We start from the raw sequence: 14,623 nt of genomic DNA on the forward strand, positions 1-14,623 counted from the left end.
CCACGGCGGCCAGGCGCGCACGGCGGCGGGGGACGGGGTTGTCCCTTACAATAAGAAAAAAACCATGGGCCGCGCCGCGCGCGGCCGCCAGCAGAGACGCCAGGGCGCCGCCCGATGCCCACCCATTCCACCCCCGATTCCACCCCTGGTTCCACCGTAGGGAAGGCCGCGCCATCGGCCGCCTCCGCCGAATTCCGCGCCGGCTTCCGCGAAGGCGTGCGCACGCTGGCGCCGGTCGCGGTCGCCACCGCGCTGTGGGGCCTGGTCACCGGCGTGGCGATGGTCAAGGCCGGCCTGGGCATCGGCGCCGCGCTGGGCATGACCCTGATCGTGTACGCAGGCACCGCCCAGCTCACCTCGCTGCCGCTGGTCATGGCCGGCGTGCCGCTGTGGCTGCTGTTCACCGCCGCCTTCGTGGTCAACCTGCGCTTCGTGATCTTCGCGGCCGGGCTGCATCCCTATTTCCGCCCTTACCGCTGGTACCAGCGGCTGTTCCTGGGCTACATCGGCGGCGACATGAATTTCGTGCTGTTCATGCCGCGCTACGGCAGCGCGGCGGTCAAGGGCACGCCGGAGCAGACCGGCTTCTACGTGGGCATCGCGGCGGCCAACTGGGCGGTGTGGCAGGTGGCCTCGATCGCGGGCATCCTGCTGGGCGGCCTGTTCCCGGCTTCATGGTCGCTGGAGTTCGCCGGCGTGCTGGCGCTGGTGGCCATCGTGGTACCGATGGCGGCCAGCCGGCCGATGCTGGCGGCGCTGGCCGCCGCCGGCGTCACGGCCTGGGCGGCGCAGCCGCTGCCGCTGCGCCTGGGGCTGGTGGCGGCTGTGGTGGCCGGCGTGGCCGCCGGCCTGCTGGCCGAAGGCCGCGCAGCCCGGCGCGGGGCGCCGTCGTGACGCCGGGCGACGGCTACGTCTGGCTGGCGATCGCGGCCCTGACGGCGTGCACCGTGGTGGCCCGCTCGGGCTTCCTGCTGCTGGGCGACTACATGCCCTTGCCAGATATCGTGCGGCGGGCCCTGCGCTATGCGCCGGCCGCCGCGCTGGCGGCCATCGTGGTGCCCGAGCTGTTCCCCTGGGGCGCCGCGCCGCCGTTCGACTTCAAGCCCTTGGCCGCCGTGGTGGCGGTGGCCGTCATGGCCTATACCCGCAGCACCGCGGCCATGATCGTGGCCGGCATGGCCGCGCTGTGGCTGCTGCGCTGGATATTCGGCACATGAATCCGTGCAGGCCTATACAGGCGGGTTTTATCCCCGTCCGAGGGTGGCGGTCCACAGCTCCATCACGGCCGCCCGTTCGCGCATGACGCGTTCCGGCGGCACGCGGGCCGTCTCCACCCCTTGCAGCCCCAGCGCGTGCTGTTCGGCGCGCAGGATGCGGTAGGCGTCGCCGGCGCGCGCCGCCAGCCCGGGCGGGATCAGCCCGGCCTCGCCGGCCAGCCGCAGCAGCGTGATGTTGCCCAGGTTCTCCAGCAGCACGGGGTGCCGGCGCGCATGCAGCAGCACCAGGTATTGGGTGACGAATTCCACGTCCACCATGCCGCCCGGATCCTGCTTCAGGTCGAAGTCGGAAGTGGGATTGGGATGGCCTTCGGCCATCTTGCGCCGCATCTCCACCACCTCGGCCGCCAGCTTGGCCGGGTCGCGCGGCATCAGCAGCACTTCGCGGCGGATGGCTTCGAAGCGGGCGCCTACATCGGGATCGCCGACCGCGAACCGCGCGCGGGTGATGGCCTGGTGTTCCCAGGGCCAGGCGTGTTCTTTCTGGTAGCGCTCGAAGGCCGCGGTGGAGCTGACCAGCAGGCCGGCCTGGCCGTCGGGCCGCAGCCGCAGGTCCACCTCGTACAGCCGGCCCGAGGCCGTCATCGAGCCCAGCCACGACAGGATGCGCTGGGCCAGCCTGGCGTAGATCTCGTCGGCGTCTTCGCGCGGGTCGTCGAACAGGAACACCAGGTCGAGGTCGGAGGTATAGCCCAGCTCTTTGCCGCCGTGCTTGCCGTAGGCAATGATGGCGAAGCGCGCCGGGGTCTTGCCGCCGTCCTTCGAGACCTGCGCCCAGACCCGCTTGAGCGTCTCGCGCAGCATCACGTCGGCCAGCATCGATAAATAGTCGCCCAGCCGCTCCACCGTCAGCATGCCTTCCAGGTCTTGCGCCAGCAGATGGAAGCCCCATTGACGCTGGGCGTCGCGCATCAGGTTCATCTGGCGCTCGACGTCGGGCGCGCCGGTTTCCACGATCACGCAGGCGTCGAGGTCTTCCGACAGCTTGCGCGCCAGCGCGTCGAAGTCGGGCGGCGCCAGCAGCGTGCGCCAGTCGAGCAGTTCGTCGAGCAGGATCGGGTGGCGCATCAGGTAGCGCGCGGCCCAGTCGCTGGCGGCGGCGATGCGGGCCACGCGCGCCAGCGTTTCCGGGTATTCGGCCAACAGCGCCAGGTAGGCGCTGCGCTGGGCGATGTTCTCGATCAGGTCGAAGATGCGGACCAGCGCGGCGGCCGGCGCCTTGGTGCCGGCGCAGGCGTCGACCGCGGCCGGCAGCAGCGTGGCCAGCCGGCGCCGGCTGGCGTCGGGCAGGCTGCGGATGCGCGGGCTGTCGAGCAGCGCCCGGGCGTGGGGCAGCACGGCCTCGGCCTGGCCGGGCAGGCGCTCGGCGATGCGGGCCGCCAGGCCTTCGTCGGGGTCGGGCGCGGCGGCGGCGGCCGGCGCCGTGTCGGGCGCGGCCTCCAGGCCGGCCTGGCCGAATATGCCGCGGAACATCTGTTCGACGAACTCGCGATGGCCGGCCAGTTCGCGCTCGAAGGCCGCGGCGTCGGCCAGGCCCAGCGCCTGCGCCAGCTGGGCGCGGCGTTCCGGGTCGGGCGGCAGCAGGTGGGTCTGCTGGTCTTCCCGGTATTGCAGCGCGTGCTCCACCCGCCGCAGGAAACGGTAGGCGGCTTCCAGGCGCGCGGCTTCGCCGGCGTCGATCAGCCCGGCGTCGCGTTCCACGTGCAGCGCCGCCAGCAGGCCGCGCGTCTGCAGGGCCGGCATGCGGCCGCCGCGGATCAGCTGCGGCAGCTGGACGATGAATTCGATTTCGCGGATGCCGCCTTCGCCCAGCTTGACGTTGTCGGCCTCGTCGCCGGCGGCGTTGACGGCGCGGCGGTTCCAGTCCTGGCGGATGCGCTCGCGCAGCCCGCGCAGCGAGGCCAGCGCGTCGAAGTCGAAATACTTGCGGAACACGAAGGGCTGGCGCAGCGATTCGAGCTGGGCGGCCTGGGCCGCCGGATCGCTGCCCTCGAAGGCGGCGGTCTCGATGCGGCGCGCCTTGAGCCAGGCATAGCGTTCCCATTCGCGGCCCTGGCTGATCAGGTAGTTCTCCAGCGCGTCCAGGCTCCAGGCGAGCGGGCCGCCGTCGCCGTCGGGCCGCAGCCGCAGGTCGGTGCGGAACACATGGCCGTCGGCGTCGACTTCCGAGATGACCGGCATCATGCGGCGCGTCAGCCGGCCGTAGAACTCGTGGTAGGACAGCGGCCGCGGGCCGTCGGTCTCGCCCTCGTCGCCGTACAGCATGACCAGGTCGATGTCGGACGACACGTTCAGTTCCTCGCCGCCCAGCTTGCCCATGCCGACGATCAGCATTTCCTGCGGCCGGCCCGAGGCCGCCTCGCGCGGGATGCCGTGGATCTGCCCCAGCTCGGCGGCCGTGCTGCGGTAGGCCTGGTCGATGGCGACGTCGGCCAGGCGCGTCATCGCGCCCACGATTTCCTCCAGCGGCGCCAGCCCGGCCAGGTCGCGCACCATGGCCGTGCAGAACACGCGCTCGCGCAGCCGGCGCAGCGCCGCCCGGCAGGCCGGGCCGTCCAGCGGCACGCAGGCGCCGCCGCACAATTCGTCGAACCAGCGCGCCAGCACGGCGGCATCGAGGGGTTCGCGGGCGGCTTCTTGCAGCCATTCGGCAAAGCCCGGGCGGGCGGCCAGCCGCTGGCGCAGATGGGCCGACCAGGCCAGGGCGGGCGCCAGCAGGGAGGAGTCGGACATGGGGGCAGTCTCGTCGTTGTAATGCGTAACAGAATTGTCGCCCGGGGCGGCGATTTCCGCAGACGCCAGCATAAGACATGTTCTACGGTATAAGCTTCGTCTCTTGCCGTTCGCCGCGGTTCCGGCGCGCCGCCGCGCAGTTCCATTCTCTCGCGTCTTTCGTGCGTATCGATCCCCGCCCCTTCTGCCTGCGCGTCCTGCGTCCGGTCCTATGGCTGTTGCTGGCCGGCTATTTCCTGTTCGCCGTCACGGCGCTCGTGCTGCGCTACCTGGTACTGCCGTCGATCGACGACTACCGGCCTTCGATCGAACGCCTGGCCACCCGCATGGCCGGCACCACGGTGCGCATCGGCGACATCGGCGCCGACTGGCGGGGGCTCAATCCGCGGCTGGAGCTGCGGCAGGTCAGCGTGCTCGATGCCCAGGGGCGCACGGCGCTGGCGCTGCCGCGCGTGGACGCGCTGTTTTCCTGGCGCAGCGTGCTGGCGCTGGAGCCGCGCCTGCTCGATTTCCGGCTCGATGCGCCCGAGCTCGACGTGCGGCGCGACGCGCAAGGCCGGATCGAGATCGCCGGCTTTCCCATCGATATCGACAAGACGTCGCCTTCCTCCGGCCGGCTGCGCTGGCTGTTCGCGCAGCGCCAGATCGCCGTGCGCGGCGCGCTGCTGCGCTGGACCGACGAAACGCGGCCGGCGCCGCCGCTGGAGCTGCGTAACGTGGAGCTGCGGCTGAGCAATACCGGCCTGCACCACCGGGCGGCGCTGCGCGCCGACCCGCCGGCCGGGCTGGCCGCGCCGCTCGACGTGCGCGCCGATTTCTATCATGGCCTGTTCGAGTTCGACGCCGGCGACCCCAGGCGCTGGAGCGGCACCGTGTATGCCGCCGCGCCGCGCCTCGACCTGGCCGGCTGGCGGGCCTGGCTCGACCTGCCGGCCGGCGTCGAACGGGGCGCCGGCGCGCTGCGCGCCTGGGTCACGCTCCGGCAGGGCCGCCTGACGGGCGCGGTGGCCGACGTCGCGCTGGCCGATGCCCAGCTGAGCCTGCAGTCCGGCCTGCCGCCGCTCGCGCTGCGCAGCGCCGCCACGCGCATCGACGCCGCGCACGGCCGCGACGGCGACCGGGTGGCGCTGGTCGACAGCCGCGTCGAGACCGCCGACGGGCTGGCGCTGGCGCCGCGCAGCGTGGTCTGGCAGGCGCGCCGCGTCGAGGGGCAGGTGGCCGGCGGGGAGTTGCAGGTATCGGAGCTGGACTTGACGGCGCTGGAAAAGCTGGCCGACCGGCTGCCGCTGCCCGCCGCGGTGCGCAGCCGGGTGGAGGAGCTGGCGCCGTCCGGCATGCTGCAGGCGTTCGCGCTCGAATGGCGCGGCGCCGCGCCGCAGCTGGCGTCCGCCAGCGTGGCGATGCGCTTCAGCGGCCTGACGCTGGCCGCCGCGCCCGCGCCGGCCGGCGCCGACGCCGCGCATCCGCGGCGCCCGGGCTTCAGCAACCTGAGCGGCAGCTTCGAGGGCCGCCTCGACGGCGGCACGCTGTCGATCGACGCCCGCGACGCGGTGCTGTTTTTCCCCGGCGTGTTCGAGAACCCGGCCGTGCCCTTGCGCGGCCTGACCGCGCAGGCGCGTTACGCGCGCGGCGCCGACGGCGTGCTGGAGGTGCGCCTGGAACGCTTCGAATTCCAGCGGACGACCTTGTCCGGCGAGGCGTCCGGCGTCTGGCGCGGCGAGGGCAAGGGGCGCGACGGCACGCTCGACCTGACGGGGCGCCTGGCGCGCGCCGACATGCGGGAAATCCCCGCCCTGGTGCCGCTGGTGGTGGGGCCGCACGTGCGCGGCTGGCTCAGGCAGGCGCTGGTGGCCGGCACGGCGAGCGACGTCTCGTTCAGGGTGCGCGGCGATCTGCACGATTTTCCCTTCGTCGACGGCAAGGCGGGCCAGTTCCATGTGGGCGGGCAGGTCCAGGGCGCCACGCTCGACTACGAGCCGGCGCATGCCGGCCTGCCGGGCTGGCCGCGGCTGGAGGGCGTGGCCGGCGACTGGTCGTTCGATGGCGCGGCGATGACGATCAACGCGCGCGCCGGGCGCATCCGCCCGCCGGGCGATGCCGCCATCGAGCTCGGCCCGACCCGCGTGCGCATCGCCGACATGGAGCACGATCCGCTGCTCGAGGTGGACGGCGAGACGCGCGGCCCGGCGTCGGCCTTCCTCGCCTTCGTCCAGGGTTCGCCGGTGGCCTCGATGATCGGCGGCGCGCTCGACGGCGCCACCGCCACCGGCGCCTTCGTGGTGCCGCTGTCGCTGCGGCTGCAGCTGGCGCGCATGGCGCAGAGCCAGGTGCGCGGCGAAGTCCGGCTGGCGGGCAACGACCTGCGGCTCAGGCCGGAACTGCCGCCCCTGCAGCGGCTGACCGGCACCGTGGCCTTTGGCAACGCAGGCCTGGAGATGCGCGGCGTGGCCGGCTCGCTGCTGGGCGGCCCGGTGCGCATCGCCGGCGGGCCGCAGGCCGACGGCCGCGACGTGCTGCAGATCGACGGCAGCGCGTCGGCCGACGGCCTGCGCCAGTTGTGGCCGGCGCCCGGCATGGCGCGGCTGAGCGGCCAGGCGGCGTATTCGGCCCGCGTGGTGGCGGCCCACGGCCGGCCGCCGGCGGTGACGATCCAGTCCGACCTGGCCGGCCTGGCGATCGACCTGCCCGCGCCGCTGGGCAAGCCGGCCGCCGGCGCGCTGCCGCTGCGGCTCGAATGGGACGCCATCGACAATGGCGCGGGCGGCAGCGGCGGCGACTGGCTGGCCGGCGGGCTGGGCGACCACGTCAACCTGCATGTGGAGCGGGATTTCGACCCCGGCGGCGCGGTGCGCGCCGTGCGCGCCGCGCTGGGCGTGAACCGCCCGGCCACGCTGGCGGGTCCGGGGCTGGGCATCAGCGCCGACCTGCCCGAGATCGACGTCGACCAGTGGCGCCGGATCGCGGCCGAGTTCGTGCCGCCGGCCGATGCCACCCGTCCGGGAGCCGGCGCGGGTGCCGGCAACGGTGGGGCTCCCGGTAGCGCAGGCGCCGGGACCGCCTCCGCGGCAGCCGGTTCCTCCGGCGCAGCCATGGCCGGCGGGCTGCCGCCGCTGCGCCGGATCAGCCTGCACACGCCGAAGCTGCGCCTGTTCGGCCGCCAGTTCGACGACGCATCGCTGGTCGCGCTGGCCGATCCCACCTCGTCGGTCTGGCGGCTGGACGCCGAATCGCGCCAGCTGGCCGGCCGCATCTCGTGGCGCGATACGGCGCCGGGCGCCGCGGCCGACGCCGGCCGCATCACGGCGCGCCTGAGCCGGCTGGAAGTCGGCGATGCCGGCGACGGCGACGCGTCCGAGCCCGGCAGCGCCGATCCGCTGGGCGACGACGACGCCGACGTGCCCGAAATCGACCTGGTCGTCGACGCCTTCCGGCTGTACGGCAAGCCGCTCGGTCGGCTCGACGTGCTGGCCCGCCGCATCGGCCGCGACCGCGAGTGGCGCCTGGACCGCTTCAGCCTCGCCAATCCGGACGCCCAGCTCGAAGGCAGCGGCGTCTGGCGCGCCGAGCCGGGCCCCCAGTCCGACCACCGGCGCCTGATGACGCTGAACAGCACGCTGACCCTGAACGACGCCGGCCGCTTCCTCGACCGCATGGGGCTGCCGGGCACGATGGCCGGCGGCAAGGGCACGCTGGCCGCCAGGCTGTCGTGGCGCGGGCTGCCGTATTCGCTGGACCTGCCCAGCCTGGCCGGCAGCATCGACCTGTCGCTCGACAAGGGCCAGTTCCTGAAGGCCGACCCCGGCATCGCCAAGCTGCTGGGCGTGCTGTCGCTGCAGAGCCTGCCGCGCCGCGTGACCCTGGATTTCCGCGACGTTTTCAGCGAAGGCTTCGCCTACGACACGATCCGGGCCCACGCGGGCATTACGGGCGGCGTGGCCCATACCGACGATTTCAACATGAACGGGGTGAACGCCACCGTGCTGATCGCCGGCGACACCGACCTGGCCCGCGAAAGCCAGAACCTGCGCGTGGTGGTGGTGCCCAAGCTGGACGCCGGCGGCGCCTCGCTGCTGTACGGGCTGGTCAACCCGGCGGTGGGGCTCAGCGTGTTCCTGGCGCAGATGCTGCTCAAGCAGCCGTTGTCGCAGGCCTTCACCTACCAGTACGCGATCACCGGCAACTGGAGCGACCCGCATATCGAGCGCCTGCCGAACGCGACGCCCGCCGCGCCGTTCTCCAGCGCGGGCGGGTCCGGTCCGGACGAGGCGCAATCCGGCGCCGCCGGTTCTGCGCGACAATAAACCCTTGCCGACTCCCAACCAGGGCCGCCGCCGCGGCTTCCGACGCCCATGAACGCTTCCGCCACGAATGCCCCCGCCGATGCCGACGCGCCGGTCGCCATGCAAGTGGCTGCCGTGCAGATGGTCTCCACGCCCGACGTCGGCGAAAACCTGAACGCCGCCGCCGAACTGATCGCCCGCGCCGCCGACGACGGCGCCGAACTGGTCGCGCTGCCCGAATACTTCTGCTTCATGGGCCGCGCCGACCACGAAAAAGTCGCGATCCGCGAGCACGACGGCGACGGCCCGATCCAGGATTTCCTGTCGGGCCAGGCGCTGCGCCACCGCGTCTACCTGGTCGGCGGCACGCTGCCGCTGGTCTGCCCCGACCCCGACCGCGTCTTCAACTCGTCCATGGTGTACGGCCCCGACGGCACCCGCATCGCCCGCTACGACAAGATCCACCTGTTCAACTTCCGCCGCGGCGACGAATCCTACGACGAAGCCCTCAGCATCCGCCCGGGCGGCGAGCCGGTCACCTTCGAGGCGCCGCTGGGCCGCGTGGGCCTGTCCACCTGCTACGACCTGCGCTTTCCGGAGCTGTACCGCGCGCTGGGCGACGTCCACTTGATTTTGGTGCCCGCCGCCTTCACCTACACCACAGGCAAGGCGCATTGGGAAACGCTGCTGCGCGCCCGCGCGATCGAGAACCAGTGCTACGTGCTGGCGCCCGCCCAGGGCGGCCGCCATCCGAACGGCCGCTCCACCTGGGGCCACGCGATGCTGGTCGACCCGTGGGGCGAGGTGCTCGACGTGGTGCCGGAAGGGCCCGGCCTGGCCGCCGGCACCGTCGATCCGCAACGCCTGGCCGAGGTCCGCGCCGCGCTGCCCGCGCTGCGCCACCGCGTGATGTAGCCGCGCGCGCGTTCCCGTCTTTTCCGAAGCTTTCACCGGAGCGATCCTTCCACATGCAGCTCGTAGAACCCAACATCCAGTCGTTCGCCACCGCCAAATCGCTGCTGCTCGATCCCTGGGACCTGACCGAGGCCGACCTGTCGCGCGCCCTGGCCGAGATCTTCACGCACAAGGTCGACTACGCCGACCTGTTCTTCCAGTACACCCGCAGCGAAGGCTGGAGCCTGGAAGAGGGCATCGTCAAGACGGGCAGCTTCTCCATCGAGCAGGGCGTGGGCGTGCGCGCCCAGAGCGGCGAGAAAACCGCCTTCGCCTATTCCGACACCCTGTCGCCCGAGGCGCTGCTGTCGTCGGCGCGCGCGGTGCGCACCATCGGCCGGCGCGGCGCCGGCCGCGTCAAGGTGGCCGCCGAGCGCCGCCACGCGCAGGGCCGCACGCTGTACGCGCCGGTCGACCCGCTGGTTTCGCTGCCGGCCCCCGACAAGGTCGCGCTGCTGGAGAAGGTCGAGCGCATGGCGCGCGCCCGCGACCCGCGCGTGTCGCAGGTCATGGCCAGCCTGGGCGCCGAGTACGACGTGGTGCTGGTGGCCGGCAGCGACGGCCGCCTGGCGGCCGATGTGCGGCCGCTGGTGCGGCTGTCGCTGACGGTGATCGCCGAGCAGAACGGCCGGCGCGAGATGGGCCACGGCGGCGGCGGCGGCCGCACCGGCTTCGGCCACTTCACGGACGAGGTGCTGGCCGGCTACGTGGAGCGCGCGGTGCACGAGGCGCTGGTCAACCTGGAGGCGCGGCCGGCCCCGGCCGGCGAAATGACGGTGGTGCTGGGCTCGGGCTGGCCCGGCATCCTGCTGCACGAGGCGGTCGGCCACGGGCTGGAGGGCGACTTCAACCGCAAGGGCTCGAGCGTGTTCTCCGGCCGCGTGGGCCAGCGGGTGGCCTCCAAGGGCGTCACGGTGGTCGACGACGGCACGCTGCCCGACCGCCGCGGCTCGCTCAACATCGACGACGAGGGCAACGTCTCGCAGTGCAACGTGCTGATCGAGGACGGCATCCTGCGCGGCTACATGCAGGATGCCCTGAACGCCCGCCTGATGAAGACGGCCGTCACCGGCAACGGCCGGCGCGAATCGTTCGCCCACCTGCCGATGCCGCGCATGACCAACACCTACATGCTGGCCGGCGACAAGGATCCCGACGAAATCGTGCGCTCGGTCAAGCGCGGGCTGTACGCGGTCAACTTCGGCGGCGGCCAGGTCGACATCACCAACGGCAAGTTCGTGTTCTCCACGTCCGAGGCCTACATGATCGAAGACGGCCGCATCACCTACCCGGTCAAGGGCGCCACGCTGATCGGCAACGGCCCCGACGCGATGAACCGCGTCACCATGATCGGCAACGACATGCGGCTGGATTCGGGCGTCGGCACTTGCGGCAAGGACGGCCAGAGCGTGCCGGTCGGGGTGGGCCAGCCCACGCTGCGGATGGAGGGGCTTACCGTGGGCGGCACGGCATGACGGGCCGTCCGGCATGCCGCATTCTGATCCAGAACGCCGCCGATCCGGCTCCGCCGGTCGGCCAGCGTTGCCCCCCGGGGGGCGCGCGAAGCGCGTAGGGGGGGGGCATGCTCTCCGTCTGCGAACACTGCGACGCGGTCTACCTGAAGACGGCGCTGCGCCGCGCCGAGCGCGCCTACTGCGTGCGCTGCGGCAGCGAGCTGTACGCCGAGCGGGCCGGCCAGTACGAGGCGCTGCTGCCCATCGTGCTGGCCGCCTTCATCGTCTTCCTGATCTCGAACGCCTTTCCCATCGTCACGATGGAAATCCAGGGCCAGAGCACGCAGACCACCGTCTGGCAATCGGTGGTGGTGCTGGCCAACGAAGGCATGCTGCCGGTGGCGGCGCTGGTGTTCGCCACCACCATCTTCTTTCCCGCAGCCGAGATGCTGCTGCTGCTGTACGTGCTGGTGCCGCTGGCGCTGGGCCGCGTGGCGCCGGGCTTCGGGCTGGTGCTGCGCGCGGTGCGCATCGGCCGGCCGTGGGGCATGATCGAGGTTTTCCTGCTCGGCATCATCGCCGCATTGGTCAAGCTGTCGACCCTGGCCGACCTGGTCCCGGGCATGGCGCTGTGGTCGTTCGGCATCCTGACGGTGCTGCTGGCGCTGGTGCTGCGGGTCGACCCCAAAGGCCTGTGGGACCAGGCCGAGCGGTGCGAGCGATGAGCGTGGCCCGCGGCGCCGCCCGGCCAGCGCGCAGCCAAGGGAGGGGCGCGCGTTGAGCGCCACCAGTCCGACCGCCCCCGGCGCCGGCGCGCCCGCGGCCGACACGCCCGCCGAGCTGCCGGCGGTCGTCACGGCCAGCCGCGCCGGCGTGGTCGAATGCCCGCAATGCGCCGCCATCAGCCCGCGCTCGGCCGCCGGCACCGCCTGCCCGCGCTGCGGCGCGGCGCTGCACACGCGCAAGCCCGACAGCATCCAGCGCACCTGGGCCTTCCTGATCGCCGCGCTGGTGCTGTACGTGCCGGCCAACATACTGCCGATCATGACCACCGGCACGCTGGTCGACCGCCAGACCAACACCATCATGAGCGGCGTGATCTATCTGTGGCTCGACGGCTCGTATTTCGTGGCCGGCGTGGTCTTCATGGCCAGCATCGTGGTGCCTATATTCAAGCTCGCGGCGTTGATCGTGCTGGTGGTCTCCGTCCAGATGCGGTCCACCTGGCGGCCGGTCGAACGCACCCGCCTGTACCGGATGGTGGAAGCCATCGGCCGCTGGTCGATGGTCGACATTTTCGTCGTCGCGCTGCTGGCCTCGCTGGTCCGGCTCGACGCGCTGGCCACCGTCACCCCCGAGCCGGGCGCCATCGCCTTCGGCGCCGTGGTGGTGTTCACGATGTTCGCTTCGCTCAGTTTCGATCCCCGCCTGATCTGGGACACGATAGACCGCCATGACACAAGAACCGACCGCTGACGGCAACCCCCCGCCTTCCGTTCCCGAGCCCGCGCGGCGCCGGCCGCGCCGCTGGCTGCCGTCGCTGGTATGGCTGATCCCGATCGTGGCCGCGGCCGCCGGGCTGTCTTTCATGTTCAACATGCTGTCGCGCCACGGGCCCGACATCGAGATCACCTTCCGCTCGGCCGAAGGGCTGGAGGCCGGCAAGACGCGCGTGCGCTACAAGGACGTCGACATCGGCCAGGTCAAGGCGATCAAGCTCGACAAGGGGCTGTCGAACGTCATCGTCACGGTCGAGCTCACCAACGACGCCTCCGACTTCGCGGTGGAAGGCTCCCGTTTCTGGGTGGTCAAGCCGCGCGTGGCGGCCAGCGGCGTGTCGGGGCTGGGCACGCTGCTGTCGGGCGCCTACATCGGCGTGGACCCGGGCAAGTCGGAAAACCGCGTCACCGAATTCACCGGGCTGGAAGTGCCGCCCATCGTCACCGCCGACACGCCCGGCAAGCAGTTCGTGCTGCGCGCCAAGGACCTCGGCTCGCTCGACATCGGCTCGCCGGTGTATTACCGGCGCATCAACGTGGGCCAGGTGGTGGCCTACGACCTGGACCCCGACGGCGAGGGCCTGACGGTGCGGATCTTCGTCAGCGCGCCGTACGACCGCTTCGTCACCCGCAGCGCCCGCTTCTGGCACGCCAGCGGGATCAACGTGCAGCTCAACGCCGATGGCCTGAAGCTGCAGACCCAGTCGCTGGCCTCGGTGGCGCTGGGCGGCGTGGCCTTCCTGCCGTCGCCGCACCTGCCGCGGTCGGAGCCGGCCGACAACGAGACGGTGTTCGATCTGGCCGCCGACGAAGACGACGCGCTCAGGCGCGAAGACGGCGCGCCGGTGGAGCGGGTCATGTACTTCCAGCAGTCGGTGCGCGGCCTGTCGCCCGGCGCGCCGGTCGATTTCCGCGGCGTGGTGATCGGCGAGGTGCGCACCATCGGCATCGAGTTCGACCGCAAGACCAATTCCTTCCGCATGCCGGTAGTGGTCAACCTGTATCCGGGCCGGCTCGGCATCCGCTACAAGGGCGCCGCCGACAAGGAGGCCGCCGACCGCCTGATGGACGTGCTGGTGCGGCGCGGCCTGCGCGCGCAGCTGCGCAACGGCAACCTGCTGACCGGCCAGCTGTACGTGGCGATCGACTTCTTCCCCGGCGCGCGCAAGCTGCCGCCGGCCGAAGAAGGTTCGATGGCCGAGTTCCCCACCGTGCCGGGCGCCTTCAACGAGTTGCAGAGCAAGCTGGCCGACATCGTCGACAAGATCGGCAAGGTGCCGTTCGACCAGCTCGGCCAGAACCTGTCGGACGCCACCCGCTCGATGAAGGCCACGATGGACACCGCGCAGCAGCTGATGGATCGCCTGAATGGCCAGGTCGCGCCGGAGGCGGTGGCGACGATGGAAGACGCGCGCAAGACGCTGCAGGCGGCCGAGCGCACCTTCGCTTCCGACGCGCCGCTGCAGCAGGACGTGCGGCGCGCGATGCAGGAACTGATGCGGGCCGCCGATTCGCTGCGCCAGCTGACCGATTACCTCGAACAGAACCCGCAGTCGCTGTTGCGCGGCAAGCCGAAGGAGCAGCCATGAAAATCCCCGCCGCCCCGCACGCAGCGGCCGCCGTCCTCGCAGCCCTGGCGCTGGCCGGCTGCGCCTCGCCCGAGCCGCCCCGCATTTATACCTTGCAGGCCGACGCGCCGGCTTCGGCGGCCGGGGCCGGCCGCTCGGCCACGTCCGCCGCCGCGCCGGGCGCCACGGCCATTCCCGTGCCGGACGCCGGCGCCGCGCCGGCCTTCGTCGACATCGCCCCCGTCGTCGTCCCCGAACGCATGCGCCGCCGCCAGATCATGCTGCGCGACGATGCCGCCCGCCTGCGCGTGCTGGAACAGGACCGCTGGGCGGCCTCGCTGCCCGACGAGTTGCACGACGCCATCGCGGCCGGGCTGAAGGCGCGCTACGGCATGGTCGACGTCTCCCAGACCGGGCTGGCGGGCGGCCGGCCGGTCTACCGGATCTCGATCGAGTTCAGCGCGCTGGACGCCCGCGAAGGCGGCGACGTGAGCGCCGCCGTGGCATGGTCGGTGCGGCCGCTGGCCGATACGCGCGCCGGGCTGGTCTGCCACCTCGATCTCGGCGTGCCGGCCGGCGACACCATCGGCGCCGTGGTGGCGGCCCACCAGCGCCTGGTCGGCGAGCTGGTCGACGCGCTGGCGGCCAGCCGCCGGGCGGCCGAGCAGGGCGGCGCGGCGCCGTCGTGGGCGGCCGGATGACCGCGCCGCCCGCCGCGCTGGCGCGCGCCGCCGCGGCGCGCGTCTGCAACGCGCAAGACTTCGGCGAGGCCCTGGCGCTGTACGGGCTGCTGGGCCCCGTCCTGCAAGACTACCGATTCATCTTCGCCGCCGATGACGGCCCGGCTCCCGGGCTGGC

The 14,623-nt window shown here is 72.4% G+C and carries 10 protein-coding genes; 9 read left to right on the forward strand and 1 reads right to left on the reverse strand.

The features are described from left to right. Positions 1-216: 216 nt before the first annotated feature. The gene (locus tag ABD927_RS00215) at positions 217-894 is read left to right on the forward strand and encodes an AzlC family ABC transporter permease (protein WP_425570150.1); all 678 of its coding nucleotides are present in this window, start codon (positions 217-219) and stop codon (positions 892-894) included. After that, entirely contained in the window at positions 891-1,217 is a 327-nt protein-coding gene (locus ABD927_RS00220) for an AzlD domain-containing protein (RefSeq protein ID WP_345245106.1), read from the forward strand. The genes ABD927_RS00215 and ABD927_RS00220 overlap by 4 nt, the downstream gene beginning before the upstream one ends. A 27-nt stretch (positions 1,218-1,244) precedes the next feature. Here the strand turns inward: ABD927_RS00220 and glnE are convergent, their stop codons facing one another. Beyond that, complete coding sequence (gene glnE, locus ABD927_RS00225) at positions 1,245-4,010, reverse strand: bifunctional [glutamate--ammonia ligase]-adenylyl-L-tyrosine phosphorylase/[glutamate--ammonia-ligase] adenylyltransferase (protein WP_345245108.1); 2,766 nt, start codon at positions 4,008-4,010, stop codon at positions 1,245-1,247. A gap of 161 nt (positions 4,011-4,171) precedes the next feature. Here glnE and ABD927_RS00230 point away from each other — a divergent pair, with 161 nt between their 5' ends. From ABD927_RS00230 to ABD927_RS00260, 7 genes are all read left to right on the forward strand, one after another. After that, positions 4,172-8,311, forward strand: a complete 4,140-nt coding sequence (locus ABD927_RS00230; protein ID WP_345245110.1) for a YhdP family protein — start codon at positions 4,172-4,174, stop codon at positions 8,309-8,311. Positions 8,312-8,359: 48 nt separating this feature from the next. Next, on the forward strand, positions 8,360-9,205 hold the full coding sequence (locus ABD927_RS00235; RefSeq protein ID WP_345245112.1) for a carbon-nitrogen hydrolase family protein: 846 nt from the start codon (positions 8,360-8,362) through the stop codon (positions 9,203-9,205). 53 nt (positions 9,206-9,258) lie between these two features. Then, entirely contained in the window at positions 9,259-10,719 is a 1,461-nt protein-coding gene (gene tldD, locus ABD927_RS00240; protein WP_345245113.1) for a metalloprotease TldD, read from the forward strand. 107 nt (positions 10,720-10,826) lie between these two features. After that, a complete protein-coding gene (locus ABD927_RS00245) occupies positions 10,827-11,423 on the forward strand; it encodes a paraquat-inducible protein A (RefSeq protein WP_345245115.1) in 597 nt (198 codons plus the stop codon). Between the two features lie 52 nt (positions 11,424-11,475). Beyond that, positions 11,476-12,174: a paraquat-inducible protein A gene (locus ABD927_RS00250; RefSeq protein WP_345245117.1), complete on the forward strand. Its 699-nt coding sequence runs from the start codon at positions 11,476-11,478 to the stop codon at positions 12,172-12,174. After that, positions 12,152-13,786, forward strand: a complete 1,635-nt coding sequence (locus ABD927_RS00255; RefSeq protein ID WP_345245119.1) for a PqiB family protein — start codon at positions 12,152-12,154, stop codon at positions 13,784-13,786. The genes ABD927_RS00250 and ABD927_RS00255 overlap by 23 nt, the downstream gene beginning before the upstream one ends. After that, complete coding sequence (locus ABD927_RS00260; RefSeq protein ID WP_345245121.1) at positions 13,783-14,466, forward strand: PqiC family protein; 684 nt, start codon at positions 13,783-13,785, stop codon at positions 14,464-14,466. Before ABD927_RS00255 ends, ABD927_RS00260 begins: the two co-directional genes overlap by 4 nt. The last annotated feature ends 157 nt before the right edge of the window (positions 14,467-14,623 follow it).

This window comes from Pigmentiphaga soli, from assembly GCF_039541095.1.
GTDB lineage: Bacteria > Pseudomonadota > Gammaproteobacteria > Burkholderiales > Burkholderiaceae_B > Pigmentiphaga > Pigmentiphaga soli.